Source organism: Acinetobacter sp. WU_MDCI_Abxb74 (genome assembly GCF_025513915.1).
Lineage (GTDB): Bacteria > Pseudomonadota > Gammaproteobacteria > Pseudomonadales > Moraxellaceae > Acinetobacter > Acinetobacter calcoaceticus_C.
The window spans coordinates 173217-199948 of the sequence record NZ_JAHPRP010000001.1; the positions used below are offsets into that span (position 1 = coordinate 173217).

General features: G+C 37.6%; 26 protein-coding genes and 1 pseudogene. 13 read left to right on the top strand and 14 right to left on the bottom strand.

What is annotated here, in order from left to right; all coding sequences use genetic code 11:
• Positions 1-36: 36 nt before the first annotated feature.
• A complete protein-coding gene (locus KTH84_RS00775; RefSeq protein ID WP_262471633.1) occupies positions 37-1275 on the bottom strand; it encodes an SGNH/GDSL hydrolase family protein in 1239 nt (412 codons plus the stop codon).
• Positions 1276-1386: 111 nt separating this feature from the next.
• Between KTH84_RS00775 and KTH84_RS00780 the strand changes: the two genes are divergently transcribed.
• Positions 1387-2292: a LysR family transcriptional regulator gene (locus tag KTH84_RS00780; protein ID WP_262471634.1), complete on the top strand. Its 906-nt coding sequence runs from the start codon at positions 1387-1389 to the stop codon at positions 2290-2292.
• Here KTH84_RS00780 and KTH84_RS00785 read toward each other — a convergent pair.
• Complete coding sequence (locus KTH84_RS00785; protein WP_171253674.1) at positions 2285-2587, bottom strand: hypothetical protein; 303 nt, start codon at positions 2585-2587, stop codon at positions 2285-2287. The genes KTH84_RS00780 and KTH84_RS00785 overlap by 8 nt on opposite strands.
• A gap of 905 nt (positions 2588-3492) precedes the next feature.
• On the opposite strand from KTH84_RS00785, the gene KTH84_RS00790 reads away from it, so the two are divergent.
• From KTH84_RS00790 to KTH84_RS00800, 3 genes are all read left to right on the top strand, one after another.
• The gene (locus KTH84_RS00790; protein ID WP_075431360.1) at positions 3493-3636 is read left to right on the top strand and encodes a hypothetical protein; all 144 of its coding nucleotides are present in this window, start codon (positions 3493-3495) and stop codon (positions 3634-3636) included.
• Positions 3637-3900: 264 nt separating this feature from the next.
• Positions 3901-4329, top strand: coding sequence for a hypothetical protein (locus KTH84_RS00795; RefSeq protein ID WP_262471635.1), 429 nt, complete (start codon positions 3901-3903; stop codon positions 4327-4329).
• 112 nt (positions 4330-4441) lie between these two features.
• Complete coding sequence (locus KTH84_RS00800; protein ID WP_042896699.1) at positions 4442-4663, top strand: hypothetical protein; 222 nt, start codon at positions 4442-4444, stop codon at positions 4661-4663.
• A gap of 122 nt (positions 4664-4785) precedes the next feature.
• On the opposite strand, the gene KTH84_RS00805 is transcribed toward KTH84_RS00800, so the two are convergent.
• The 3 genes from KTH84_RS00805 to KTH84_RS00815 form a co-directional block, all read right to left on the bottom strand.
• Complete coding sequence (locus KTH84_RS00805; RefSeq protein WP_042896698.1) at positions 4786-5103, bottom strand: hypothetical protein; 318 nt, start codon at positions 5101-5103, stop codon at positions 4786-4788.
• A 115-nt stretch (positions 5104-5218) separates the two neighbouring features.
• Positions 5219-5449: a hypothetical protein gene (locus KTH84_RS00810; RefSeq protein WP_086394684.1), complete on the bottom strand. Its 231-nt coding sequence runs from the start codon at positions 5447-5449 to the stop codon at positions 5219-5221.
• A 280-nt stretch (positions 5450-5729) separates the two neighbouring features.
• Positions 5730-6206: a CinA family protein gene (locus KTH84_RS00815; RefSeq protein WP_262471636.1), complete on the bottom strand. Its 477-nt coding sequence runs from the start codon at positions 6204-6206 to the stop codon at positions 5730-5732.
• A gap of 314 nt (positions 6207-6520) precedes the next feature.
• Between KTH84_RS00815 and KTH84_RS00820 the strand changes: the two genes are divergently transcribed.
• Both KTH84_RS00820 and katE read left to right on the top strand, forming a co-directional pair.
• Positions 6521-7933 carry an iron-containing redox enzyme family protein gene (locus tag KTH84_RS00820; RefSeq protein ID WP_262471637.1) on the top strand — a complete coding sequence of 471 codons (1413 nt, stop codon included), beginning with the start codon at positions 6521-6523 and terminating at the stop codon, positions 7931-7933.
• A gap of 49 nt (positions 7934-7982) precedes the next feature.
• Positions 7983-10127 (top strand): catalase HPII, encoded by a 2145-nt coding sequence (gene katE, locus KTH84_RS00825; RefSeq protein ID WP_262471638.1) that lies wholly within the window; start codon positions 7983-7985, stop codon positions 10125-10127.
• A gap of 58 nt (positions 10128-10185) precedes the next feature.
• On the opposite strand, the gene KTH84_RS00830 is transcribed toward katE, so the two are convergent.
• Both KTH84_RS00830 and KTH84_RS00835 read right to left on the bottom strand, forming a co-directional pair.
• Positions 10186-11064, bottom strand: coding sequence for an SDR family oxidoreductase (locus KTH84_RS00830; protein ID WP_262471639.1), 879 nt, complete (start codon positions 11062-11064; stop codon positions 10186-10188).
• 139 nt (positions 11065-11203) lie between these two features.
• The gene (locus KTH84_RS00835; RefSeq protein ID WP_202742380.1) at positions 11204-11620 is read right to left on the bottom strand and encodes a DUF6367 family protein; all 417 of its coding nucleotides are present in this window, start codon (positions 11618-11620) and stop codon (positions 11204-11206) included.
• A 486-nt stretch (positions 11621-12106) separates the two neighbouring features.
• Here KTH84_RS00835 and KTH84_RS00840 point away from each other — a divergent pair, with 486 nt between their 5' ends.
• Positions 12107-13123 (top strand): KGG domain-containing protein, encoded by a 1017-nt coding sequence (locus tag KTH84_RS00840; RefSeq protein WP_262471640.1) that lies wholly within the window; start codon positions 12107-12109, stop codon positions 13121-13123.
• Between the two features lie 61 nt (positions 13124-13184).
• Here KTH84_RS00840 and KTH84_RS00845 read toward each other — a convergent pair whose 3' ends face one another.
• The gene (locus KTH84_RS00845; RefSeq protein ID WP_133974122.1) at positions 13185-13418 is read right to left on the bottom strand and encodes a hypothetical protein; all 234 of its coding nucleotides are present in this window, start codon (positions 13416-13418) and stop codon (positions 13185-13187) included.
• A 285-nt stretch (positions 13419-13703) separates the two neighbouring features.
• On the opposite strand from KTH84_RS00845, the gene KTH84_RS00850 reads away from it, so the two are divergent.
• Positions 13704-14315: a LexA family protein gene (locus KTH84_RS00850; RefSeq protein WP_042896688.1), complete on the top strand. Its 612-nt coding sequence runs from the start codon at positions 13704-13706 to the stop codon at positions 14313-14315.
• A gap of 73 nt (positions 14316-14388) precedes the next feature.
• Here the strand turns inward: KTH84_RS00850 and KTH84_RS00855 are convergent, their stop codons facing one another.
• The gene (locus tag KTH84_RS00855) at positions 14389-15000 is read right to left on the bottom strand and encodes a LysE family translocator (RefSeq protein WP_262471641.1); all 612 of its coding nucleotides are present in this window, start codon (positions 14998-15000) and stop codon (positions 14389-14391) included.
• Between the two features lie 155 nt (positions 15001-15155).
• Here KTH84_RS00855 and KTH84_RS00860 point away from each other — a divergent pair, with 155 nt between their 5' ends.
• The gene (locus KTH84_RS00860; protein WP_000376211.1) at positions 15156-15611 is read left to right on the top strand and encodes an Lrp/AsnC family transcriptional regulator; all 456 of its coding nucleotides are present in this window, start codon (positions 15156-15158) and stop codon (positions 15609-15611) included.
• Positions 15612-15668: 57 nt separating this feature from the next.
• On the opposite strand, the gene KTH84_RS00865 is transcribed toward KTH84_RS00860, so the two are convergent.
• Complete coding sequence (locus tag KTH84_RS00865; protein WP_262471642.1) at positions 15669-17285, bottom strand: purine-cytosine permease family protein; 1617 nt, start codon at positions 17283-17285, stop codon at positions 15669-15671.
• Between the two features lie 210 nt (positions 17286-17495).
• On the opposite strand from KTH84_RS00865, the gene KTH84_RS00870 reads away from it, so the two are divergent.
• Positions 17496-20966, top strand: coding sequence for an ATP-binding protein (locus KTH84_RS00870; RefSeq protein ID WP_262471643.1), 3471 nt, complete (start codon positions 17496-17498; stop codon positions 20964-20966).
• Entirely contained in the window at positions 20963-21922 is a 960-nt protein-coding gene (locus KTH84_RS00875; protein ID WP_262471644.1) for a response regulator transcription factor, read from the top strand. Before KTH84_RS00870 ends, KTH84_RS00875 begins: the two co-directional genes overlap by 4 nt.
• Positions 21923-21960: 38 nt before the next feature.
• Here KTH84_RS00875 and KTH84_RS00880 read toward each other — a convergent pair whose 3' ends face one another.
• Both KTH84_RS00880 and KTH84_RS00885 read right to left on the bottom strand, forming a co-directional pair.
• Positions 21961-23031, bottom strand: a complete 1071-nt coding sequence (locus KTH84_RS00880) for an alpha/beta hydrolase (protein WP_262471645.1) — start codon at positions 23029-23031, stop codon at positions 21961-21963.
• A 45-nt stretch (positions 23032-23076) separates the two neighbouring features.
• A complete protein-coding gene (locus KTH84_RS00885) occupies positions 23077-23553 on the bottom strand; it encodes a cyclophilin-like fold protein (protein ID WP_262471646.1) in 477 nt (158 codons plus the stop codon).
• 285 nt (positions 23554-23838) lie between these two features.
• Between KTH84_RS00885 and KTH84_RS00890 the strand changes: the two genes are divergently transcribed.
• Positions 23839-24729: a LysR family transcriptional regulator gene (locus tag KTH84_RS00890; RefSeq protein WP_133974112.1), complete on the top strand. Its 891-nt coding sequence runs from the start codon at positions 23839-23841 to the stop codon at positions 24727-24729.
• Here KTH84_RS00890 and KTH84_RS00895 read toward each other — a convergent pair.
• Complete coding sequence (locus KTH84_RS00895; RefSeq protein ID WP_262471647.1) at positions 24707-25912, bottom strand: MFS transporter; 1206 nt, start codon at positions 25910-25912, stop codon at positions 24707-24709. The two genes, KTH84_RS00890 and KTH84_RS00895, sit on opposite strands and share 23 nt — an antisense overlap.
• A 261-nt stretch (positions 25913-26173) precedes the next feature.
• On the opposite strand from KTH84_RS00895, the gene KTH84_RS00900 reads away from it, so the two are divergent.
• Entirely contained in the window at positions 26174-26458 is a 285-nt protein-coding gene (locus KTH84_RS00900; RefSeq protein WP_133974108.1) for a GNAT family N-acetyltransferase, read from the top strand.
• 110 nt (positions 26459-26568) lie between these two features.
• Here the strand turns inward: KTH84_RS00900 and KTH84_RS00905 are convergent.
• Positions 26569-26679, bottom strand: a pseudogene (locus KTH84_RS00905) (hypothetical protein); the annotation flags it as partial.
• Between the last annotated feature and the right edge of the window lie 53 nt (positions 26680-26732).

The window sequence follows — 26732 nt, forward strand, 5'->3', positions numbered from 1 at the left end:
GGTACAGGTGGGAAAATACCTACCTGTACCTACATTTTATTTCTTAAGTAATAAGTTTAAATGAACCAGATTTGCCATTTGTTGATTACCGCGATCATTGGGATGCAAATGATCACCTGAGTCATAAATCGGGCTTAATCGATCAGGATGTTTCGGATCTTTCAGACCTTGATCAAGATCAAGTACGCCGTCAAATGTCTGACTGGTTCTTATCCAATCATTAATTTTTTTACGTAATTGATCTTTATCAAGTTGATAATAATTGTCTAAAGGGGTGTTAGGTAGCGCACCTGCAAAAGGTGGTAGGGTTGCCCCAATCACCTGAATACCCTGACGATGTGCTTCACTCACAAGTTGTTTATAGCCTTGAGTTAATGCTTCAAAAGACGGTATTTCTTGTTTAGGAGCAAAAGCTGTACCCGGCCATGAAATATCATTAATACCCACCAGAACAATTAACGTTTTGATGCCCGAATATTGGGATATCTCATTTTTTAAACGTTTTAAAGCACTGTCGCCCATACCATCTGTGAGTAGTCGGTTTCCTGAAATTCCACTATTAATCACGGCCACTTGATGAGGTGATAAACGCTTGGCTAAAAAATCAGTCCATCTACTATTGGCATCTAAAGTTGCAGTAGCACCATCGGTAATTGAGTCTCCAATGACTGCAACCACATGAGCTTTGTGTTTGGGCTTCACCTCTATTGCCGACAGTAACAACCTTGCTGTTGTTGTTTGAGCATTGAGGGGCGTAACAACGTTGTCTGTCTGGTTTCCCGCAATGAGCCAGCTCGTTTGTTTAGCATCCCAATGGAAAGTTTTAAAATGGGTGGGCTTTTCAATAAATGTATTTACTATCAATTTACTATGGTTGGGGACAGGCAGGGCAATTGGGTCACTCAAAAGCTGTTTACCTGGCAAAATTTCGGCTGTGGCTTGTCCAGAAAAATGAACAGGATAAAGTTTTTTTGCTTGAATATTTTTCCCATTCATTAGCCCGACCGTTGTTTTTTTAATATGAAGCGGTTCGTTTCCATATTGATTGGTAAATACCAATCGAATTGATTGACCACCTAAACTAATTTGGCTGATTTGTCGGATTGTTTGGTTAGATAATTGCTCAGGAATATGAGTAGGGAAAATAAAGTTCTTATCCCAAACTATTTGTGGGCTAGCAGACCAACTGGTGACCCATTGACTCGTTTGTACCTCTGCTTGTGCTACGGTAGAAAATAAGGCTAAAGACAATAAAGCGGATTTATAAAGTTTCATCTCGTGAATCCTTTAAAACGAATTAGAGTCATCTTGAAACAAATGAGTGGCTTGTTATAGCGGTCTAAGCGGAATAAGATTTGTGAATATAATTCATAGATAAATTTTGTTATGGCTAATTTTGATATTAATCGATCTGGCGAGCTGGCAATTTTTATTCGCGTGGTCGAGTTAGGAAGCTTTTCTGCTGTAGCAAGAGCATGCGACATGACGCCGTCTGCTGTCAGTAAGTTAATTGCTCGGCTCGAAAAAAGACTTGGAGTCCGGTTACTGAATCGTTCAACACGTCAGTTTCAACTCACAAGTGAAGGGTGCCAGTTTTATGAACAAGGTCTTCAAATACTCAGTGAGCTAGACGAGCTCGAACAATCTGTTACGGCAAATCACACGCCTCAAGGGCGAATAAGAATACATACCAGCCTTTCATATTGGACCCATTTTTTGTTGCCGTGTATTTCTTTATTTAATCAGCGCTATCCACAAATCGAAATAGAGGCTCATTTAAGTGATGAAGTCATTAATTTAGTTGAGCAAAGAATTGATGTTGCAATTCGCACCGGACCTTTAAAAAGCTCCAATTTGGTGGCTCGCTCATTGGGGAGTACTCATAAACATTATGTATGTTCATCCAGATACATTGAACAATATGGCTGTCCACAGCATCCAGATGAACTATCTGAACATCAGCTTTTAGACGTAAGTTATCAGCGCCAAAATAAGACATGGCTGTTTAAAAAAGCGGATCAAGAAATCACGCTCATACCTACTCAGGTTTTAAGAGTAAATCATGGGGAAGCGATTTTGCAGTTAGCACTTGCCAGTGTTGGTATTGCACAGCTAAATGAATTCCAAGTTCGAAAAGCGCTAGAACAAAAGCAGTTAATTAAAATTCTTGAAGACTGGAATATTAATGCTTCTGAAGAATTTCATGCTGTCTGGATCGGCCATGATAAATATGTTCCTAAACGTGTAAGGGTTTTTTTAGATTTCTTGGTAGAGCATGCAAATATCAGTTAGGTTGGCTTTTTCTTGCACTTAACTGACATTGGTGAATTGTTTCATTCATGGTTTCCACAAAGTTCATGTCCGCATCAATATTTTGTAAGCTTACTTTTGGTAGGTTTTCTACAAATTGTGGCGAATAATGTTCTTCTAAAGCGTTATAAATACAATTGCATTGTGAGAGCGCACGGCCTGACCACATACAATGAGTATTGAATTCGTTTTTACTAATAGGTCTGCAACCTAATAAACTTATAGAACTTATTAATAGGGTGCACACTAAAACAATACGATATGAAAAAAACATCACTATTGCTCTTCGTTGGTTGTTGTTATCGTTAAGTTATGCTTATAGAGGGGGCTAATCTTTAGCTGGGGTTAAATCTTGAGATTTTTTCCGTGTAAAGATGAAAGTGTGGATAAGTAAAAAGATGAGAGGAATTCTTTAAAAGTGTTTTAAGCTGAACGTTAAGATAATGAAGTTTAAGAAAAATAAAATGATATAAAATAATAGTCATTAGAGACTCCTTGATAAAAGAAGTTGCGCCCAATCACTGCTATTAATTATGGTGGTGAAACGAAAGAGGGTTAGCAGACTGATACCTAAGAAACCAGCACACCCGAAGGTGTCCCACTCCCGTTCCTCCGTCAAAGGCACGAGGGGCTTCACACCAAAAAACGTGTTTTTAGTGCACTTAGGTAGACGATCTGCTAAAACCGACTGACAAAATAGGTCAGCCGGAGCATGATAAGCTGAGCATTAAAGCGGGTCAATTGCAAAAATAAAAGATTGGTTTATATAAACAAATAATAATATTTTTAAATTGTGATTAATAAAATAAGCAATTATTTAGAATTTAAACCACAGATTATTTATTATACCTAATCTTAATAATTGATTTTAAATGTTTATATATCAAATATTTATTAATTGTTAATTTATATATTGTTTGCAATCATTGACTTAATAAGACACAAACTCAGAAAGGGTGAGCAATTTTACTTTTACGAATATAACAATCTTAAATAATTAGCTAATGCCAAAATTTAATTAAAATATCAATTGCAAGAATGGTATTTTTTAATCATTTACTTAATTTTGATTTTTACAAAAGCTTGCATAATCTACAAAAGTTAAGAGAACCACAGCGGTAGGCCAACAGAAGATCATGTTATTCATAAGCCTACATCTTAAAACTTATAAGGGTGACCTCAATGTTAAGAATTCTTTGTGCAGTTAGTATGGTCGTTGCAATTGCTATGGGTATGAGTGCTTGCCAAGATCGAGATTCAAGAGATGAAGGAACTCATGGCGCGAATGACCCCACAACTCCTCAACAAATGGATAAAAATTCATAAGTATTTTTTAAGAAAACTCACTTTGAAGTGGGTTTTCTTATCGTTATTTTCTATAAAATATGTAACATAATAAAAAAGATAATTATATGAAAATATAAAATTAATCAATAAATTAGTGGGTTATTGTCTTTCTATGAATTTGTTGTTACTGAATTGTTTCTAGGTTAATTTATAGTTTCAAAAAATTAATAAAATAAACACAACAAATTACTTATATTCATCCAAAATTCATTTTAGTGATGACAGTTTTATAAAGGTAAGGATATGCCCCAGTACTTAAGAATAGCTGAGAAAATATATCAAAATGTTAAAGAAAAAAAAGGCTTTACAGATGAGCCTATGGAAGATCTTAATAATTTGATGATTGAACTCAGACATGAGCTTAAGGGGACAAAGCTTAAGCTTTTATATAATTATATTGATTTTGCTGAATTACTTATTAAACCTTTGCAAGAATCTAAAATTAAATTGGATTTAAGTATTATTCCAAAGAGCAAGAATACTCAAGAATTTGTACTATGGCTTGCAGGTTTTATAGAGCGGATTACAACGGGCGGGCAAGAAAAGTTGCCGCCAATTCGAACTAAGGTTGTTTTACCTACCTATGCTTACGACGAAACTTATACTTCTTCAGCAACTCCTGTAAATAATGGAGAAGAAATTATTGAGTATTTTAATGAAAAAGAAAGTTAAATCGTAAATTTTTCTAAATGCCTGACATGAGTAAAATCATGTCAGGCATTAAATAATAAGATAGAAGTTCGCCTCAGTTGATTTTCAATTTAATATTTAAAGGTGGTTAAACATGTTTGTATATTTTACGGATGGAACCTGTATTAACGACTCTGAAATTTATGGCGTAAAAGCAAAACATGAGCAGAATAAATATGTTGTAGAAGTCACTATTAAGCCTACCCATACGCTATCTACCGTTTCTAGTGTTCAGTTCAAAAAAGAAGTGTTTGATGATCCAAAATTAGCAAATCAATACCTCCACAACAATTTTAATATGCCGCCTTTTTTCTAAAATATTATGAACTTCATGCTCTTAATAGATTTTTTTTATAGACATAAAAAGAGCTTATTTCCGAGGGCCAATCAGAAATAAGCTCATATTTTTTAAAGCAAAAGAAGATGTTGTATTAAATACTATCTATCGTTCCAGGCATCTTTAATTGCTTGTTTAGCATGTTCCCATTTTAAACGAGATTCGGCTTTAAGCTCTTCCCATTTTTGTTGGAGGCTGCCTTCCATATCTTCAAACTGAGCACCTTCCTCAGCTTCAGTACGGGCGCGATGACCTAACTCATAGGCTGCTGAAAAATCTCGATCGTAATCTAAATCTGGAGTAGTAAGCTGAGCTTCTTGATAATAAGGACGAGTAAGGTAACTTTCGCGCCAATAAGTGTCAGAATAATTATGGTCGCCAGCTGGCAGTCGTGCGTGATCGCTATTTTGATCTGTCATCAGTTTTTCCTCATCTATTATTTAATTTTATGCTTATGTTAAATTTAGGAAGGTGAATTCACCTTCCTAAATAAAATGAATGACCGCATCAAATGACATTTAAGTCAGCAACGGGTTAACGTTGCTGATTGTTGTTATTTGAGTTTTGTTGGCCTGAATCTTTTTGATTAGAGCCTTGTTGTTGGCGGCGGTTGTCATTTTGCTGTTGTTGCTGGTTGTTTTGTTGCTGTTGATCGTTTTGCTGTTGGTTGCCTTGTTGCTGCTGGTTGTTACGGTTATCATTTTGCTGCTGTTGTTGTTGCTGTTGATTATCGCGTTGATTGCTTTGATTATTAGTAGTGCTCATCTTTAATTACCTCATATCATTTATGATGTGTGTTTTATCTGAGAGCTTCAGATAGGTTTATTAAAACATGAAAATTTTTAATGTGTAGCATAGGGGTGTTACCCTATATTTAACTGTAACTTTAAAAAAATAATAAAACATTGATTTTTATAAAATGTAATTTTTATCAATAAACATAATTAATATGAAAATGGATAAAATTACATTTGAGTAAAATGGTGTTAAAGAAATACTATGGTCATTTCTAAATGTGTATATGTTATCTTTTATTAAAAAATTTCTAATTTTTATTATCTAATATTATATATTCAATATCCTGAGTAATATAGTACAGAAGTTGTCTTAGTTTGAGACATGGTAACCCTCTAAATACTCGTCTAAAATTATAAAATTGATTTTTATAATAAATAGAATAAAAGAAGGTGCCCACCGGTTTTTCTTTAGTTTCTGATCCACCTTTTTTTAATAGACCAGTACAAGCGACATAAAGATCGGCATGTAGAAGTTCTTTTCCTTTTTTGATCATCTCTACAGTGACAGGCATTGATTCTGCTGTATATTTTTCAACGAGTTCAGAAGGAATGTGAAGTGTATTTTCTTTAACTCGTAAGTCATAGCTCACTAAGCTTCCAATAAGAATATCGCCAGAGTAGGGACTTAAAGAAAAGCGGTAAGCTAAATAGCCAGCAGAAGCACTTTCAAAAAAAGCGATTTTAATTTTTTCTTGTGCTAATAATTTATAGCATGAGTTAAACATTTGCTTTCTCCTTTCATTTGTTTTTAAATTAGTTATAAAATTATTTTTTTAAATGTTTTGTTAATTTTTTAATCTTTATAATTTTAAAGGTAACTATAATGTAATAAAGGTTTAAAATTTACATATTTTTATAAAAACAGTGGGTTAAATTATTCTAAAGATGAGAATGTAATTTTGTGTTAATTATTATGTGGTTGATTTTTCAAAAAATTAATAATATTAATTGTTTTTAATAACGCAATATAACAAAGAGGGTCTGTGATTATAGCTTGAGTAAAGTATGGTAATTCATATCTCACAAAAGGAGAATGGAAATGCCTGTTGTAGTGAAAAAAAGATTATTAGACTTATTACAAGATAATCAACAGAACTATTACGAATTATTTGTTTTTTTTCTTGATCCTGATATTTCTAGTTTTGAGAAAGAGAAGAAAGCACGAGATTTTCTTATTAAAGAGATAGACAAGATGGATCAGACAGAAATTGATTTTCCTTCTGATATTAATATGATTAAAGGCTGGTGTGAAAAAAATAATAAAGAAAATTGTGAGGTATTTCAGGCCTATTTAAACCGCCGGCAAGCTGGAGGTGAGAGAGAGTACTTTAAAAATGTTGGTCAGGCGTTTGAGTTTTTAATTAAAGTTTCTCCAACCAAAAAAGTAGACGGTGCATGGCTATATAGTTCAGTTCACTATTGGAATGATCCAGTTTTTCATGACCTTATTATTACCTATCTGGAAGAGCTAGGGTTAGGTGAGCCTAAGGCAAACCATGTCTGTATTTATGATGACTTAATGCGTAATTTGGGTCTCGATAGTTTTGATCTGCTTTTAGAAGATGAATATTATTACCATGCTGTGGTCCAATTGGCACTTGGTTATGCTTCACCTGAGTTCATTCCAGAAATCGTTGGTTTTAATTTGGGTTATGAACAGCTGCCCCTTCATCTATTAATTACCAATTATGAGCTTGCTGAACTTGGCATTGACTCGAAATACTTCAATCTGCACATTACCATTGACAATATTGATAATGGTCATGCTGATAAAGCAATTAAAGTTATAAAAAATATTTTTGATAAATATCGTGATAAAGAATTATTTTTTAAAAAATTAAAACGTGGTTTTGCACTTAATAACCATGGTGTGACTTCTTCTAAAATTATAAAAAATTTGAATCTTGAAGATTTAGTTCTAAAAATTTTAAAGAGAAAGGCTCTAGTTGGACAGTTAATTCATAACGAAACCAGACAGTTCGGATGTAAAACAATTAATCAATGGTTGTCTAACCCAGACGACGTTCAAGGGCTGGTTACTCATTTGGTTGAGAATAAATGGATTAAGTTCAATGCCAATCCGGAGCAAAGTATTTTCTGGAAATTAATTAACGACGAAAATGGAAAAATGTATGGAGTGTTTAATCCTGTAGAACGCCAGATCATTCATGACTGGATTGCAGGGGATAGCCATTCTTCTAATTTCTTAAAATATAGTAGGGCACTTAATAATAGTCGGCGTATTCAAGACTATTTATTTAGTTATATCTCTGATGGGGAGCTTGATGCCTTGCAAGAACGTATCCGTCAAACACCTGATCTTGCTATAAAAATATGCAAACTAACCGCATTTTTGGCACCCGATTCACACCATAAGAGCATTGGACTTTGGAGCACTCGAAAATATGTTGAGCTCCTTTTTCCATATTTAAGTTCTTTTAACAAAAGCTAGTTCTTTAATTTTTCTACTTCACCCCAGGTTTAACTTTAAAACATAGGTAATGAACATGACTGATAATGTTAAATTAACAAATAAAACAAGTGATATGGCTGGAGCCGATGCTGCAAATAAAGCCAATACCACTCAAAAATCTGAACAATTAGACACAGTAAGAGAAGATGCGACAAATCAGGCTTTAACCACAAATCAGGGGGTTAAAATTGCTGATAACCAAAATAGTTTAAAAGCTGGAATACGAGGGTCAACGTTATTAGAAGATTTTATCTTCAGAGAAAAGATGACACATTTTGACCATGAACGTATTCCTGAGCGTATTGTGCATGCACGTGGAGTAGGCGCCCATGGTTACTTTCAGGCTTATGAAGGAAATGAGCGCTTAACTAAAGCTGGTTTTTTGACAGATCCAAGCATTCAAACCCCAATTTTTGTTCGGTTTTCACCTGTGCAAGGGCCACGTGGTTCAGCCGATACGGTTCGTGATATTCGTGGATTTGCGATTAAATTTTACACGCAAGAAGGTAACTTTGATTTAGTTGGAAATAATGCTCCAGTTTTCTTTGTTCAAGATGGTATTAAGTTCCCAGATTTTGTACATGCTTTAAAGCCAGAACCAGATACTGAAATACCTACAGGAGCCAGTGCCCATGATACATTCTGGGATTTTGTCTCTTTAGTGCCAGAGTCTGCGCATGCAGTAATCTGGGCAATGTCAGACCGCGCAATCCCACGTAACTTACGTTCAATGCAGGGTTTTGGCGTGCATACTTTTCGCTTAATTAATGCCGCAGGTAAAGCCCATTTTGTTAAATTTCACTGGACGCCTAAACAGGGTTTAAGTGCTCTAGTTTGGGACGAAGCACAAAAACTTTGCGGTAAAGATCCTGATTTCCATCGTCGAGATCTTTATGAAGCTATTGAGCAGGGGGCGTATCCTGAGTGGGAATTAGGAGTTCAAATTGTTGAAGAACAAGATGAAATGAAGTTTGACTTCGACTTGCTCGACCCAACCAAAATTATTCCTGAAGAGTTGGTTCCGGTAACACCTATTGGTCGTTTTGTTTTAAATCGAAATGTCGATAATTTCTTTGCTGAAACCGAGCAGGTCGCTTTTTGTCCAGGCCATATTGTCCCGGGTATCGATTTTACAAATGATCCGCTCTTACAAGCACGTCTATTTTCATATACCGATACACAGCTCAGTCGTTTAGGTGGCCCGAATTTTCATCAAATACCAATTAATAAACCTGTCTGTCCATTCCATAACAATCAACGTGATGCAATGCATCAACATATTGTTCATAAAGGACAAGCTTCTTATCAACCCAACTCGATTGACCAGAACTGGCCAGTTGAGACCCCACCAGCGGCGGAAAATGGTGGGTTTGAAAGTTACTATGAAAAGGTGAGTGGTCAAAAGATTCGTGCAAGAAGTGAATCTTTTTCCGATCATTTCTCTCAGCCTCGTCTTTACTACAAGAGCCTTGCGCCTCATGAGCAAAAACATGTAGTTGATGCCTATACCTTTGAATTAAGTAAGGTAAAAAGAAAACATATTCGAGAGCGCCAAGTTCAACAAATTTTAGCAAATATTGATCTCGATTTAGCACGCCAAGTGGGCGCAAATTTAGGTATCGAAGTCCCTGATCTAAGCCTTGATTTCAAACCTCAGGCGGTTGAAAAATCTGCTAAGTTATCGATGTTGGCTTTCCCACCAGCAGACATTCAAGGCCGTAAAATTGCTGTACTGATTCATAATATGATCCAGTCTGAAGCATTAGAGACAATGCGAAATTGGGCAATTAAGGAAGGGGCTATTCTTCATTTATTGGCACCAAGCTTAGCTCCAGTTAAAGACCACAAAGATAATGTAATTATGGCAGATGGCATGCAAATGTCAGAACCTTCAATTGCATATGATGCGGTAATACTTCCGGATGGTGATAATTTAAATGCGGTGATGCAAGATGGTGTAACGCGTCACTATGTACTAGAAGCCTATAAACATTTAAAACCAATCGTCTTTTTAGGTAATAAATCTGATTTACTTGAGCCATTAGGCTTGGTAGCAGATGAAGGCACCTTAATTGAAGATGATTTCAAACATGTTTCAGAAAAGCTTAAAAACTTACTTAAAGCACATCGAGTGTGGTCGCGTGAGCAAATAGCTCAACACGTTCCAGCTTAAAGAAAAAGCCCTGAAAGCTTTTTAACTTTCAGGGCTTTTTTATATAAATTTCTATATTTTAACCATTTACAATTTGACCGCCATTTACATGAATAACCTGACCTGTAATGTAACTCGCGTCATCTGAGGCAAGGAATAAATAGGCAGGTGCAACTTCACTAGGCTGGCCCATTCTTCCCATTGGCGTATCTTTACCAAATTTTTCAACAGTCTCAGCATCAAAACTACTTGGAATTAAAGGTGTCCAGATTGGACCAGGTGCAACGCCATTTACCCGAATTCCTTTTTTCTGTTTCATTAAATTATTTGAAAGGCTACGTGTAAAAGAAGTGATTGCACCTTTGGTACTCGCGTAGTCTATTAACTCATCATGGCCTTGATAGCTGGTAATACTGGTTGTATTGATGATGCTATCTCCCTCTTGCATGTGAGAAATTACTTGTTTGGTAAGATAGAACATAGCGAAAATATTAGTTTTAAATGTTTTTTCTAATTGCTCATTACTAATGCTTTCAATTTCCTTTTGTTGATATTGCACGCCAGCATTATTCACTAAAATATTAATTTTTCCATAATGTTGTAGAACTTTATCAATATCTAGTTTTGCAACATCTGGGTCAGAAATATCACCTTTTAATAAAAGACAATGTTGTCCTTCTCTTTCAACGAGTTGTTTAGTAATTTCGGCATCCTCGTCTTCTTCAAGATAAAGGATTGCAATATCAGCACCTTCACGGGCAAAAAGTACAGCCACAGATCGACCTATACCGCTATCGCCACCACTAATAACGGCAACTTTATCTTTTAACTTATCGCTACCTTTATGAGAGCTTTTTATAATTTCTGGTTCCGGATGCATTTTTTCTTGATCACCGGGTTGGTGAGATTGAACTTGAGCTGGCACTGAAGAAGGATATTGCTTTGTTGAGTTTTCCATGTTGAAACTCCTCTATTAAATATCGGGTTAATCTATTTTTGCTGAACTCAGCGTGAATATGAGTAAAATGTCTGCTTCAAAAAGTTGCCTTTGTTATCTTATTTATACGAATGTAAAAAAATATATCTAAATTAAGTTATTAAATAACTGTTAATAACTTAATTTTATTTTTATCAATCATACTTTCAATAATTGATCTATTACCCGTATCATTTAACCAATTTTCAATAGGTATTTTATTTGACAAATCTAGTACTTTTTTTATAATTTTTTTTGCTTCTTCAATATTAGTGTTAATTTCATCACTATTAATCTGGTTACTTTTTATAATAATATTATCGAGAAGAGTTTTTATGTCTTCTGAAGTAATATTGTTGGATTGAATAATATATAAGTCTCTTTGGAATGGATGAGTTGCATGAGGAGGGTCAAGTCTGTAACTCCACTCTTTGTCGTAATTTTGCCATTTATTCTTGATATTAATATGGCCTAATAAAATTTCAGGTATAGCAATGTGAATGTATTGCACAGGTGGTTTGTTAACTTTTAATTGCATGACAGATCTACTCTTAAAATATTAATTAAAATTTTTGAATATTATTTAGCACTATTCAAGTAAATTATTTTTTTAAATGTAATGCTATATGTTGTTGTTTTAAAATTAATTTATTTGTTTTTGGTTTGTCTTTTTTGGTTTTTTTGCTGTTCCTGTTTTTAATCGATTTGTATGTTTTGAAACTTTTTGTTATTAAGAGAGCTGTTTTTAATAAAATTGTAAAACATTATTATAGTGTTGAATTAAGTAATAATAATTGGTTTGAATATTTATAAAGTAAAAAAATAAAAATTTATAATATATTGGTGCGGGTATAATTCTTTTATAAATAAAAAACTTATTTAAAAAACTTATAGATTTATTAATATACATTTAAAAAGGTTGATACATAGCTTGGGTAGGAAAATATTTTATATCTTTTATCTTTATTTTATCCGTTAACGAAAAGCGGTAGTGACTATAATTTAAATATAGGAAGATATAACTATGGCTAATACTAGATATGAAGATCAAGATAATAATAGTTCGGGTACTTCAAATCGTGGATTTGCGAGTATGGATCCTGAAAGAGTTAGAGAAATAGCCAGTAAAGGTGGGCGAGCTGCACACGCAAGTGGTAACGCGCATGAATTTACATCTGAAGAAGCTCGTGAAGCTGGTCGAGCAGCACACGCGAGTGGTAATGCTCACGAATTTACGTCTGAAGAAGCTCGTGAAGCTGGTGCATTAAGCCATAAGAACGATAGCCGTAACGGTCGTGGCCGTGATGATGACGATGATGATCGTGGCCGTTCAGGTGGTCGAGGTCGTAGCCGTTATGATGACGACGATGATGACGATCGCGGCCGTTCAGGTGGTCGAGGACGTGGTCGCAGTCGTGATGACGACGATGATGATGACGATCGCGGCCGTTCAGGTGGTCGAGGACGTGGTCGCAGTCGTGATGACGACGATGATGACGATCGTGGCCGTTCAGGTGGTCGAGGACGTGGTCGCAGCCGTGATGACGATGATGATAACGATCGTGGCCGCTCAGGTGGTCGAGGCCGTGGCCGCAGCCGTGATGATGACGACGATGATGATCGTGGCCGTTCAGGTGGTCGAGGCCGAGGCCGCAGCCGTTATGATGACGATGATGATGACGATCGTGGCCGTTCAGGTGGTCGAGGACGTGGTCGCAGCCGTGATGACGATGATGATGACGATCGTGGCCGTTCAGGTGGTCGAGGACGTGGCCGCAGCCGTGATGACGATGATGATGACGATCGTGGCCGCTCAGGTGGTCGAGGACGTGGTCGTAGCCGTGACGACGATGATGACGATCGTGGCCGCTCAGGTGGTCGAGGCCGAGGTCGCAGCCGTGATGACGATGATGATGATGATCGTGGCCGTTCAGGTGGCCGAGGCCGAGGTCGCAGCCGTGATGACGACGACGATTACGATGGTCGCGGACAAAACTCCCGCAACCAAAAACGCGATGCATATGGACGTTTTACGTCTTAAGCATCAGGTTTTAAAAAATAAAGGAGGCTCATTGCCTCCTTTATTTTTATCTTTAAATTATTTACTGGGGGAGAGGCTGTAGCCCTTTTACGATATCGATATATTCAGAACCATTTATCCAAAAAGATTTTTTTAAGAATAGCGTTGTCATAATGCTTTCTGCTGCTTCGCTATCTGGGTTTTCACAAAATATTCCATAGCTTTCACCTAATACCGCGTCGTTTTCAATGAGACGAATATAGTAAGCATGTTGTTCATTTGCATAGCCTAAAACCGCATCGCGTTGATTTTTCATTTCGCATGTCTCCATACCAAAAACTGAATTTAACCAAAATGTTAAGTGTTCAGAAGCTCATTTGATAAAAATCAAGAAACAGTCAGCGATAAAGACTATTTCGAAATAGGTTTTGATTTTCTTCAAACCACCACCTTAATTTTAACATCCCTGTTAAAAGTAAAATGGATTAAAATCTGATCATGAATTTATTGTTATGCAAAAAAAATATTTCGTCAACTTGAAAATGTAACTTTTTCAAGTTACATTGTCTGTGTAGGATTTGAACGGTGAAATGGAGGCGATATGTCAAAGAAAAAAGAGTTTGAACATGGCGGTGCCCGAGAAAATGCCGGCCGTAAAGCACAGTTCAATGAACCCACCAAAGTGATTCGTGTGCCAGAATCTCAAGTGAACTTTATCAAAAATTGGTTACTAAATAATGTCAAAACCGATAATCAGACAGATTTTAGCTCAAAATTAAAAGTTCAACAGGTCCATGCCAACAACGATAAAATTTATCATATTCCTTTAGCCACTGAACGTGTTGCTGCGGGTTTTCCTTCGCCAGCCCAAGACGATATTGAACAAGCACTTGATTTAAACGAATATCTCATTAGAAATGAAAATGCCACCTTTATTGTAAAAGCTAATTCTTTGTCGATGTTAGATGCTGGAATTGATATTGATGATCCGCTTATTGTTGATCGTAGTCTTCCCGCAAAGTCTGGTGATATTGTAATTGCGCTTATTGACAATGACTTTACCGTTAAGCGCTTAATGATTGATAACAATTATCAGCCGTCTAAAATTTGGCTGAAAGCTGAAAATTCCGATTATCAAAATATTTATATTGAAGAAGGGCAAGAACTGGTTATTTGGGGAGTGGTAACTTATAACCTGAAACGAATGAGATAAATTTATTTTTATATTCTATGACTTGAGTTACTGACCTGAATTGGAGGTCAGTAACGTTGAGTTGAGATATTTTTTAAATTTGGCCAATCAATAAGCAAGTTGCAATGACGACCATTAGGCCTCCTGAAAACCGTCCTACTAAATGTGCTGCTTGTGGTCTGGTTTTAAGAATTGCTTGTGAACCATAACCTACCATTAAGTAAATAATCGCGCAGCTAATCATATGTACGACGCCGAACGCAACAATTTGTGTAGTCACCGACCATGACGCAGTGGTATCAATAAATTGAGGCAGCAAGGCTAAAAAGAGTAAAAAAACTTTCGGATTTAAGCCACTCACATAAACGCCTTTTGTCGCCCAGCTCAACCATGACTGAGCTTTTTCAGAATCCGATTGATTTGGAGTAGGAGGGCTAATTAATAAATTTATTCCCATCCACAATAAATAGGTGGAACCTGCAATGGTAAGAGCCATGAGAGTAGTCGGGTTATTTGCTACAAGCAGACCAACACCAGCCGCGACCAATAAAATAGTAATAAAGTGCCCAAATAACATACCCGCAACGGCAGGCACTACGACTTTACCTTTAATTCCTGCCGAAATGGCATAGGCCCAGTCTGCGCCCGGGGTAATAATAAAGAGAATGGAAACACTCCAAAATGCAATAAAAAGGTTAAAAGCCATATGCTTATCTCGGCAAACTATTTTCTACGGGCTTCGCTCGTTTTTAGAAAAAATTTCTATTCATTCGAACTTGTTGAAAATAATATGCTTATGTATTTAGAATGTGCTTTTAAATGTTTGCTCATATCACACTCATTTGGGGTAAATTTTTCTAAATGGATCGCACAGATAAGAAGATTCTTGCTGAATTACAGCTAAATGGCCGATTATCTATTACTGAATTGGCAGAAAAAGTAGGCTTGAGCATTTCACCTTGTCATAGGCGAGTGAAGGCATTAGAAGAGTCAGGAGCAATCAAAGGCTATCGGGCAGAACTCGATCCCAATTTAGTTGGGTTTGAGTTTTCAGCCATTGTTTTTATTACGCTTAAAGAGGGTGATAAGCAGGCAGTTGAGAAGTTTGAAAATGCCGTGATTGATATTCCACAAATTATTCAGGCCCAGCGCCTTTTCGGGGAGCCAGACTATTTACTACATGTGGTTGCAAAAGACTTACCCGCATTTCAACGGCTATATGATGAAAAGTTATCGGCTATTCCGAGTGTACAGCGGCTCATCTCAACCATTGTGATGAAAGATGTGGTGCCTGAACGTTTGTTTCCGATTGGTTAAACGTTTTAAAGACAAAAAAAAGAAGCTTTAAAAGCTTCTTTTTTATTTTGATGAAATTTAGACATCTAGTGTTTTACACAAAGAACAAATCGTACCGTTATGTTTATGAGAGAACATAATGTCTGGACGCTCATAACCTTGTTCACATACACGGCAGTGGTAAACAGTCGCAACCGGTGTACCTTCAGCGTCGTAACGTGGTTCTTTAACGCCATCATCATGCTCTTTAATATAATATTTTCCTTTGGTGATTAAACCCATGATAGGCGTAAGTACGAAGGCAAGAATAAGAGCAATAAGCGGTGAATACGGTGCAAGGAAGCTACCCAATAAGCCAAAGAAGGCTGCAATTGATAATCCTGCTGCTACCAGAAACGACACCATGCCTACAGGGTTTACGTTGTACAACATGTCACGACGGTATTCAGGCTCTTTTGGTGAAAGTTTTAATACATGTTTATTAATGGCAATATCTGTTGCAACCACGACAACCCATGCAATGGCAAAGTTTGAGTAGAACCCTAAAATTTTACCGAGTACTGCAAACATGTTGCCTTCCATTAAAGCAAGGGCAATCGCTAAGTTTACAATCACAAATACAATACGACCCGGATAATGTTTACTCATACGAGTATAGGCACTTGTCCATGCAAGTGAACCAGAGTAGGCATTGGTTACATTAATTTTAATTTGGGAAATGACGACCAGAATAACTGCAAGTGTTAAAGCCGCCCAGCCCGGAAGCATGTCATGAAACGCCGCATTAAATTGTTGAACAGGCTCGGTACTGTTTACACCCGGTAATTTGGTTAATAAATAGAAGCCTAAAAATGCCCCAATAATTTGTTTAATTGCCCCTAAAATTACCCAACCCGGACCTGCGGAAATAACAGCTATCCACCATTCTTTGCTATTTTCTTTAGTTTTAGCAGGCATGAAGCGTAAATAGTCAATTTGCTCACCAATTTGCATAATCAAAGATAGGCATATACCAGCACCTAACATGATTGCTGCCATGTCTACTGGGGCAAAACCTTCTTTACCTGTAAAAGTAGCAAACTGACTGACTAAACCTGGTTCTTGGTAAATAAGATAGGCCACTGGACCAATCATGAGAACAAGCCAAAGTGGAGTAGTCCAGACTTGTAATTTACTTAAGGCTTTCATGCCGTAAATCACCAACGGAATCACCATAACGGTCGAGATGAGATAGCCTGCCCACAGAGGAATACCCAAACCTAACAGTAACCCTTGGGCCATAATTGAGCCTTCAAGGGCAAAGAAAATAAATGTGAAACTGGCAAAAATGATGCTGGTGAGGACTGATCCGATATAACCGAAACCTGCGCCACGGGTAATCAAGTCAAGGTCGATGTTATAACGTGCTGCGTAGTAGGCAAGAGGAATACCGGTTAAGAAGATAATAATTGCTGCAAATAAAATGGAGAAAACCGCATTGGTTGTTCCATAAGACATACCAATACTGGCACCAATAGAAAAGTCAGCAAGATAGGCAATACCGCCAAGTGCAGTAATAGCCACAACTTTGGGACTCCAGCGCCGAAAGCTATGTGGAGCGTATCGTAAAGTATAATCTTCTAAGGTTTCGTTTACTGCTTTTTGTGAATCTGTGTCTGGCACAGTATCTAGATTTGGGTGTTCAGATACACTCATAACATCAATCTCCCAATCATTTTCGGTCAATCAACACAAATATTGATCATTGTTTTTTGATGAATTTGAGTGTGTGATTTTTGATAAAAATTAGAAATACGTTATTTTGCGTATATTGGCGTGGCGTATCAGAAGAAATCGCTTTGATAAATAACTTTTGGCATAAGGATTGCTGGGTTTAATATCTGCCACATCCTAAACAAGAGTGTTATGCCAGATTCCCGACGCCCACAACAAGCCCCACAACGTGTAATCAAAACACGCCGTGAATATAATATTTGGGTGGCGGATGAAAGCATTGAAGATTATGCATTGCGCTATGCACCTACATCGGTCCGTAAGTGGTCGCCTTGGACTGTAACCAACACCGCAATTTCTACAGTTAGTTTTCTTGCAATGGAAGCCATCGGGGCGACCATGCTTTGGCAGTATGGATTCAGCAACGCTCTGTGGGCGGCTATTGTCGTATGTACCATTATATTTCTGACCAGTTGGCCGATTAGTTACTACGCTGCAAAATATAATGTAGATGTCGACTTGCTTACTCGTGGTGCAGGTTTTGGCTACATTGGCTCGACCATTACTTCTCTGATTTACGCCAGCTTTACCTTTATTTTACTGGCGTTTGAAGCCGCTATTATGGCGATGGCACTTGAGCTTGCCCTTGGCATTCCACAAGTTATTGGTTACTTAATTTCCGCTTTGGTGATTTTACCTTTAGTGGTCAAAGGCATTGGTTTTATTAACAAAGTTCAGGCAGTAACGCAGCCAATTTGGCTATTGTTGTTGCTGTTGCCATGGTTTTTTGTACTTTGGAAACAGCCACAAATTTTAAGTAGTAGTCTGCATTTTGTTGGTGCGGTTTCACATTCTACTGATTTTAATCTGTATTATTTTGGTGCAGCATGCACTCTTATTTTTTCATTTGTGATCCAGATTGGAGAGCAAGCTGATTATTTACGCTTCTTACCGCAGCAAGAAAAAAATAGAACTGCATGGCGTTTTGCTGTTTTTTTAGGTGGTCCATCTTGGATTATTTTTGGTTTTTTAAAAGTCCTGATGGGCATGTTGCTGATGGTTTTGGCTTTTCAGCTTTTTATTCCAGTTGCTGAACTCGATAATCCCACATATTTATATTGGATTGCTTACCAGCAATTTATTCCAAACCCCCAAATCGCCTTAATACTCACTTTAGCCTTGGTATGTGTGGCGCAGATTAAAATTAATGTGACCAATGCGTATGCTGGCTCATTGGCATGGTCAAACTTTTTTGCCCGTTTAACGCATAGTCATCCAGGACGAATTGTCTGGCTTCTTTTTAATATTTTTATTGCTATTGTTTTGATGGAAATGGGTATTAGCCATGCGGTTGAGCGCATTTTAGGCTTATATAGCAATGTTGCTTTGGCATGGATTGGTGCTGTTGTTGCCGATTTAATTATTTGTAAACCTTTAGGTTTAAGTCCAAAGGGAATTGAATTCCGCCGTGCTTATTTATATGACATCAATCCAGTAGGTGTGGGTGCTTTACTGATTGCCTCTGTTTTATCGATGCTTAGCTATTTGGGCTTTTTCGGATTAATGGCGAAAGGATTAGCAAGTTTTATTGCCTTAGGAAGCGCTGTGTTATGTGTTCCTATTATTGCCTACTTAACCAAAGGCAAATATTACATTGCGCGCCAACCTGAAAAAATTCAAGCGACTTCAGTTGCTAACTGTGTGGTGTGTGAACGGGACTATGAACTGGCTGATATGGCAGGTTGTCCAGCCTATAACGGTACAATTTGCTCTTTATGTTGTTCGCTAGAAGCACGCTGTCACGATTTATGTAAGCCCGAAGCCCGTTGGTCGGTACAACTAAAAAATGCGATTTGGCGTTATTTACCAGCACGATGGGCTAGCCGATTAAATAGTCGGGTCAGTTTATATTTATTACTGACTTTAGGGCTTTCTATTGTTTTGGCTGTGAGCTTGAGTCTGGTTTATATTCAAGAAAAAGCCTATCTAGAAACCATTAATGCAGCGGCAGTTCCTCAACTATTTACACTGTTTGTAAAAATTTACACCATTTTATTTCTATTGCTCAGTGTGGCTGCATGGTGGTTAGTGTTAAACGATGAAAGCCGCCGTAAAGCTGAAATCGAGACCCATCAACAAACAGCATTATTGATTGATGAAATTGCTGCTCATGAAGTTACATCTCAAAATTTGCAAGATGCAAGAATTGTCGCTGAACGGGCGAACGAGGCAAAAAGCCGCTATGTGATTGGGATTAGCCATGAACTTAGAACACCATTAAATAGTATTTTGGGTTATAGCCAATTAATTCAAAAGCAAGAACAGCTATCTGAACAGGGCAAAATGGCATTAGGGGTCATTAGCAGAAGTGGACAGCATTTGACATCGCTCATCGATGGTTTACTCGATTTGGCACGAATTGAAACGGGTAAAATTTCTTTAAATATGGTGGATATCCATTTTCCAAATTTTATAGAACAAATAATTCAGATGTTTCAACCGCAGTTTGAGCAGAAGCACTTAAATTTTATACACCAGATTAGTGATAAGCTTCCGCACTATGTACGTACCGATAAAAAACGTCTTGAACAGATACTCATTAACTTATTGGGCAATGCTTTAAAATTTACCAATACAGGTACCATTACTCTAAAAGTCGATTATCGTTTTCAAACAGCTTATTTTGAAATTATAGATACAGGCTGTGGCATTGCCGAGGCTGATCTGGAGCGGATTTTTAATCCGTTTGAGCGGGGTAGTAATGTGGTTCAAGGTGGCTTCACCGGAACAGGTCTGGGTTTGCCTATTGTAAAATTATTGGTTGATTTACTCGGTGGGCAGTTATCTGTGAGTAGCCAACTTAATCACGGGTCACAATTTAAAATTAAGTTTTATTTGCCCTCGAAAGAACTGGTTCATCCAATATCAAATGTACATTCTAATCAGATTATTGGTTATCAAGGCGAACGCAAAAGAATTTTAGTGGTTGATAATGAGGCCGTAGATCGAGGGCTGGTGGTCAACTTTTTAAAGCCTTTAGGATTTATTACAGAAGAAGCCGAATCAGGTATTGATTGTTTAAGACAAGTTCCTCTATTTCAGCCCAATCTGATTTTAATGGACTTGAATATGCCGTTCATGGGAGGACGAGAAACCGCTCAGCTATTACGGCAGAACAATATTACCAATGTGCCGATTTTAATTATTTCGGCCAATGCGGGTGAGCGCGAGGTCAATCCGCAAGAGGCGGTGTTAAGTGAAGACTTTATGTTAAAGCCAATTGATTTGAATTTATTGCTAAGCAAAATTGGCGATAAGCTTGGATTGAGCTGGATTGATGATGCAAAAGAGTTACCTCCATTAGCACAACAACCGACCGACTCACTTGTTTTAACCACTATTTCACCAATATTGGCAGCACAGCCAGAGTCCGAGATGCGTGAGCTAAATAATAAAACAATAAATCATGCTCAGAACCTGCCACAAGCTTTACAGCATTTAGATGAGTTGATTGGACAAGGTTATATTCGTGGAATTCAACAGGCATTAAAGCAATATTTATATGATTTTCCGGAACAGGCTGAATTGTGGGAGCAGATTTCTCAATTAATTCGTAAATTTGATTTAAAACAAGCACAACGATTGATTCAGGATAAACGATGAGTACGCAACCAGTTTCTTTTCCTTATTCTTCATCGGCTGAACAGGCCGTAATTCTAATTGTTGATGATGTTCCAGAAAATTTAGGCTTATTGCATGAAAGTTTAGATCAGGCGGGCTATCGTGTACTTGTAACCACAGATGGGTTAAGTGCAATTGAAATAGCACACCGATGCTTACCAGACATGATTTTACTCGATGGTAATATGCCACACATGGATGGTTTTGAAAGTTGTATACAGCTTAAAGCAAGTCCAATTACCCAGTTTATTCCTGTTATTTTTATGACCGGTTTATCTGAAACAGAGCATATTGTACGTGGCTTTCAGGTGGGAGGAGTGGACTATGTGACCAAGCCTTTAAATATTGAGGAAGTACTTGCAAGAGTCAAAACACATCTGGCACATGCCAAATTGTTGCAACAACAAAAACAGGTCATTGATGCTACTGACACAGCCATTATCGCGGTTGACGTTCATGGGGAAATTGTCTGGAAGACACAAAAAGCCAATGATTTGCTAAATGATCATTTAACGGAAATAACGGGTTTTGAATTAGGTCTAAAAACATGGTTTGCAGACTTGCAGCAAGAAAAAGATCCCAAAAAGTTAAAAAGCTGTTTTTATTCAACTCCGTCACAACAATTACAGTTGTTGTTGTTAAGCCCTTGGCAGACAGAAGCGACCATTGCTAAAAATTATCTAATACAGATCAAGACTTCTACGCCTGCATTAGACGTCACTGATATTTTAAAATATTGCCCACAGTTGACTCAACGTGAAGCAGAAGTCATGCACTGGTTATTGTTAGGGAAAACCAATAAAGATATTGCGGAAATATTAGAATTGAGTCCACGTACGGTAAACAAGCATTTAGAACATGTTTTTGAAAAGCTTAGTGTAGAAAACCGAACTGCAGCCGTGGCGCATATTAATAGTCTGGTGCAAGAATTCCATTAAACCTATAGGGGTTCCGTAAAACCCCTATAGTTACTCAATTATTTTAAATTTTGAGTAAAGAATGAAGTTAATTTATCAAAAGGAATTAAATCAACTCGGTCATATAAATCGACATGCCCAGCACCTTTAACATAGTAAAGCTCTTTCGGTTGGCCTGCGAGTTTGTAAGCTTCTTCACTAAACTCTTTTGAATGAGCTTGATCACCCGTAATAAAAAGCATTGGACGTGGTGAGATCGTCTCGATGTCATTAAATGGGTAGAAGTTCATAAATTTTACATTACTGGTTAACGTCGGATGTGTTGTTAACAGAGGTGATGAACTTTTTGGCGTATATTCACCGCGAGGTGTACGATAGAAGTCGTAAAACTCACGTTGAATAGGGTGGGTATCTGCGGTTAACTCATGCGTAGTTCCGCTGGTATATTTCTTTTCACTACCTGTAAATTCAACATAACGCTGTGCAGCAGCCTCAGCAATAATTTGCTTTCTTTGCTCTAATGTTTGGCCATGGCGCAGGCCATTACGGTTAGCAGCTCCCATGTCATACATACTAACTGTTGCAATTGCTTTCATTCGCGGGTCAATTTTTGCGGCACTAATCACAAAGCTACCGCTTCCACAAATACCTAAAGCCCCAATACGATCGCGGTTAATAAAAGATTGCGTTCCTAAATAATCTACAGTTGCACTAAAGGCTTCTGCATAAATATCTGGAGCAACTACATTTCTAGGTTGGCCTGCGCTTTCACCCCAAAATGATTGATCAATCGCCAACGTTACAAAACCTTGTTCAGCTAATTTCTGTGCATAAAGCATAGAACTTTGTTCTTTTACGGCTCCCATGGGATGGCCAATAACAATTGCAGGGGCTTTAACTTTTTTATTTAAATTTTTAGGGATGACCAAGTTCCCCACAAAGTCCATATTGTACTGATTTTTAAAAGTCACTTTTTGAATAGTGACTTGCTGACTTTGATAGAAATTATTTGCGCCGTTAGACATATCTGCCGCCATACCTGAGGTTGAAGAAAATAAACCAATCGTTGCAGCACAAATTGCTGCTGCCGTGTGGTTTTTGAGCTTTTTAAACAGGGGAGATGTAGTCATAAATACCTCAATTTAAACAATGTGAATGGATGAATAGATAGATGCTTATTTGATTTGGGAAATTGAAATTTTGACGGGTTGCTTTTGCTTGAACTCTTGGGGAATAGCATCAAGTTTCCCAAGAAAAATGAGACCATTAGCGTAGCCAACAGTGGAGTCTTTATAGAAAAAAGCCAGATTACCCCATGGCGCATAGTAGGTAAGATCACCAGCTTTTCCCGCATAGCCCTGAGGCGCATTCTGGGTAGATAGCTTGTGGGGTAGTTCGGCTATTTTTTCAGTAGAGTCATAATCTTTAAGGATTAATGTCAACGGAAGCTGCTTGGCAAAATCTTGAACGGTGGGTGTCATGGCTAATGTTGCAAATAGCGGTTGCTTTGATCCCTCAATATCAATACGGATTTTCATCATCGATAACCTTTGTTGATTTTTGCCACTCGGTTTTGTCGCATAACAAATCGATGTGACTGATAACAATAAAAATATACTAAGCAAACCTCGAAAAAATTTGTGATTAACCATTATTGAATAGCCTCACTTCTTTAAGAGAAAGCAAAAAAATACAGAAAAGTTATGAATAGTTAGCCTAAAGTTATGAGTAGAATTTATTAATCTCTTGTCATAATAAAATCATGCATCTTTTATGCTTAAGCTGGTCTATATCTTAATAATCACTGCTTGATAGAGATTGTAGCTAATCTTCTTTTTAATAATTAGTCTAAAAAATAAACATGGACTTATGAGTAATATTCATGAATAGTTTTATCATCTATAATGAGATTGAACTTTGAAAAGAGATAAAAGCAGATGATAAACAAAGAAAACTATAATGATCTCTATGCTTTTTTAATGGTGGCGCGAGAGGGTAGTTTTACGAAGGCTGCAGGAAAAATGGGAATATCACAGTCTGCGCTAAGCCATACCATTCGTGGTTTAGAAGAGCGTTTGGGGATGTTGCTTTTGACTCGAACCACACGTAGTGTTTCACCAACGGCAGCAGGCGAAAGATTAAAACAAACGATTAGTGCCAGCTTCGATCAGATTGATAATGAATTATCGCTTTTAACATCATTTCGGGATCAGCCTGCCGGCACAGTTCGGATTAATGCCAGTAGCCATGCAATACGGGAAGTGCTTATTCCAAAACTTGAAAAGATTGCCGGCCACTATCCTGATGTGCAAGTTGAGCTAGCTGCCAATAGCGGTATGGTGGATATTGTTGCAGAGCGATTTGATGCAGGCGTTCGTTTCGGGAGCCGCGTGGCTGATGGCATGATTGCGGTACGTATTAGCGCAGATGTCAAAATGGCAGTGATAGCAACGCCCGCATATTTTGAACAATATGGAATTCCCACAACCCCTAAAGAACTGGTCAATCATCAATGTATTGGCTTTCGTTTGACGACCCAAGGCAGTGTGTATGCATGGGAATTTGTGAAGGATGGTCAAGAAACAAAAATCAAAATCCAAGGGCAATGGATATTTAATGAAAGCTACGATATTGTCGAGGCGGTTAGAGCTGGATTTGGATTAGCTTACATTCCGCAAGAGCTGATCCAACAAGATCTCGATCAAGGCAAACTTGTGCAAGTATTGGAGGAGTACAGTATCCAGTTTCCCGGATATCACCTGTACTATCCACATCGCAGACAGCTTTCGCCTGCATTAAGGTTGGTTATTGATGTGTTGCGTGAGTAGCACTGCGCCATGTAATAAAAGCAATAAGAGTGCCTAATAGCAAAATCGTGGCGCTCATATAAAATGTAGCACTATAGCCATGTGAGTCATATAACAAGCCACCGACAGTTGCTCCTAAAGTAATTGCAAACTGGATAATCGCAACCATCAAACCGCCACCAACTTCGGCATCTTGATGCAACGTTTGTGCAAGCCATGTGTTCCATGCGACTGGTGCCGAAGTACCAATGAAACCCCATAAGCCCATTAATATGGCAACAAACCACAAATGCTCACCACTCAGCACAAAACCTCCAGCAATTATTGCCATGATGAATGGAATGAGAATGAGATAACGATAAACATGCCAATGAAGGATTAAACTAATTACGAATGTACCGACTAAACCTGCTAAACCCAGTATCAATAATAAAATGGATAGCATTGCTGCATCGACACGAGTAACAGCTTCAAGAAATGGGCGCAAATAGGTAAACAGCGCAAATTGCCCCATAAAGAGCAATAAAATTCCTGTCATACCGTAAAATACAATTGGGCGTTTCAGTAGACCAAATGGGTTTTTAGATTTCTTGGCTAACACGATTGCTGGAAGGGCAGGCATACTTTTAAATTGCCAAATAAGTGCAATGATCGCGATAGGAACAATACAGAAAAAAGCGCCACGCCAGCCAATAATTGAACCCAAAAAACTCCCTAAAGGCGCTGCAATTGTGGTGGCTAGTGCATTTCCACCATTTAGCAGGCCAAGTGCTTTTGGCACTGACAGAGGTGGGACAAGCCGCATGACAATTGAGGTCGACATCGCCCAAAAACCACCAATGACTACGCCTAAAATCGCACGACCGATCATAAACAAAATAGCAGAATGCGCAAATGTAACAACAATGCCAGAGGCAATCATAAGTAGAGTCAGTAGCAAAATGATATGACGTCGGTCCCATGTCTTAAATATACGACTAATCGACAGACTGCTAATAACAGCAAAAATACCTGAAATTGCGATTGCTTGACCGACTTGGCCTTCACTCATATTTAAGTCTGAAGAAATGGGCGTGAGTAAACTTACGGGCATGAACTCAGATGCAATTAATACCGCACAGCAGAGCGACATTACAAATACGGCACCCCAAGAAGGTGTTATATTTTCATGTGTATCTTGCTCAATTTGACCAAAAGAAGACATAAAAGTTCCAATTTCAAAGCCATTGAATGTTCATAAATAAAATGAATAAATCTGGTCAGAGAGCTTAGCAGCAATGGTTTGAGAGGATTAGGCACAGAATTACGAATAGAATTATGAGTTTTATGCATGAGTTGTATTTAAAAAGCATACAGACTCACTGCTAAAAACAGACTATTTTTTTACACGTAAATTTGTTCTTATAGTGAAAGATATATAAAGTCATTTTTAAATAAATATGAGTTGTAATACGAGGAATTCATTGTGAATGTTCAACAAAAAGATGATGCAAAACACGGCAGCTTTAGCTTACTTGATGGCGAGACCGTTGCAGGCGAAATGACTTATACATGGGCGGGCGAAAATATGTTGATTATTGATGCCACAGATGTGAATGAAAATTATCGGGGGCAAGGCGTAGGTCGACAATTACTTGATGCTTTAGTAGCTTTTGTTCGAGAAAAAGAGGTGAAGGTGATTCCACTTTGCCCATATGCAAAATCAGTATTTGATAAAGACCCAAGCATTAGCGATGTTCTTAGAAAATAACTCGTAGACTGAAGATTATTGAATGAAAGTCGGGCATTTGTGTCCGATTTTTTTATTGGTTTTTTTGAATATTATCGCCGTAGTGAATATGTTTTAAGCGGTTGCATACAGCTGGTTTCAATGTTTTCTATTGGCAGATCGAATTTATTAAACTTATAGAAAAGCTTATCTAATAAAAATAGTTTTAGACCAGTTGGGAAAAAAATAAACTCGGTACACAAATATTCGATTGCTGACTAAAGTTAGATATTTATAACGTTTTAATATTATTTGG

Coding starts and splice junctions, on each gene's coding strand:
- KTH84_RS00775 (WP_262471633.1), bottom strand. CDS start 1,275: ATGAAACTTTATAAATCCGCTTTATTGTCTTTAGCCTTATTTTCTACC.
- KTH84_RS00780 (WP_262471634.1), top strand. CDS start 1,387: ATGGCTAATTTTGATATTAATCGATCTGGCGAGCTGGCAATTTTTATT.
- KTH84_RS00790 (WP_075431360.1), top strand. CDS start 3,493: ATGTTAAGAATTCTTTGTGCAGTTAGTATGGTCGTTGCAATTGCTATG.
- KTH84_RS00795 (WP_262471635.1), top strand. CDS start 3,901: ATGCCCCAGTACTTAAGAATAGCTGAGAAAATATATCAAAATGTTAAA.
- KTH84_RS00800 (WP_042896699.1), top strand. CDS start 4,442: ATGTTTGTATATTTTACGGATGGAACCTGTATTAACGACTCTGAAATT.
- KTH84_RS00805 (WP_042896698.1), bottom strand. CDS start 5,103: ATGACAGATCAAAATAGCGATCACGCACGACTGCCAGCTGGCGACCAT.
- KTH84_RS00810 (WP_086394684.1), bottom strand. CDS start 5,449: ATGAGCACTACTAATAATCAAAGCAATCAACGCGATAATCAACAGCAA.
- KTH84_RS00815 (WP_262471636.1), bottom strand. CDS start 6,206: ATGTTTAACTCATGCTATAAATTATTAGCACAAGAAAAAATTAAAATC.
- KTH84_RS00820 (WP_262471637.1), top strand. CDS start 6,521: ATGCCTGTTGTAGTGAAAAAAAGATTATTAGACTTATTACAAGATAAT.
- katE (WP_262471638.1), top strand. CDS start 7,983: ATGAACATGACTGATAATGTTAAATTAACAAATAAAACAAGTGATATG.
- KTH84_RS00830 (WP_262471639.1), bottom strand. CDS start 11,064: ATGGAAAACTCAACAAAGCAATATCCTTCTTCAGTGCCAGCTCAAGTT.
- KTH84_RS00835 (WP_202742380.1), bottom strand. CDS start 11,620: ATGCAATTAAAAGTTAACAAACCACCTGTGCAATACATTCACATTGCT.
- KTH84_RS00840 (WP_262471640.1), top strand. CDS start 12,107: ATGGCTAATACTAGATATGAAGATCAAGATAATAATAGTTCGGGTACT.
- KTH84_RS00845 (WP_133974122.1), bottom strand. CDS start 13,418: ATGAAAAATCAACGCGATGCGGTTTTAGGCTATGCAAATGAACAACAT.
- KTH84_RS00850 (WP_042896688.1), top strand. CDS start 13,704: ATGTCAAAGAAAAAAGAGTTTGAACATGGCGGTGCCCGAGAAAATGCC.
- KTH84_RS00855 (WP_262471641.1), bottom strand. CDS start 15,000: ATGGCTTTTAACCTTTTTATTGCATTTTGGAGTGTTTCCATTCTCTTT.
- KTH84_RS00860 (WP_000376211.1), top strand. CDS start 15,156: ATGGATCGCACAGATAAGAAGATTCTTGCTGAATTACAGCTAAATGGC.
- KTH84_RS00865 (WP_262471642.1), bottom strand. CDS start 17,285: ATGAGTGTATCTGAACACCCAAATCTAGATACTGTGCCAGACACAGAT.
- KTH84_RS00870 (WP_262471643.1), top strand. CDS start 17,496: ATGCCAGATTCCCGACGCCCACAACAAGCCCCACAACGTGTAATCAAA.
- KTH84_RS00875 (WP_262471644.1), top strand. CDS start 20,963: ATGAGTACGCAACCAGTTTCTTTTCCTTATTCTTCATCGGCTGAACAG.
- KTH84_RS00880 (WP_262471645.1), bottom strand. CDS start 23,031: ATGACTACATCTCCCCTGTTTAAAAAGCTCAAAAACCACACGGCAGCA.
- KTH84_RS00885 (WP_262471646.1), bottom strand. CDS start 23,553: ATGGTTAATCACAAATTTTTTCGAGGTTTGCTTAGTATATTTTTATTG.
- KTH84_RS00890 (WP_133974112.1), top strand. CDS start 23,839: ATGATAAACAAAGAAAACTATAATGATCTCTATGCTTTTTTAATGGTG.
- KTH84_RS00895 (WP_262471647.1), bottom strand. CDS start 25,912: ATGTCTTCTTTTGGTCAAATTGAGCAAGATACACATGAAAATATAACA.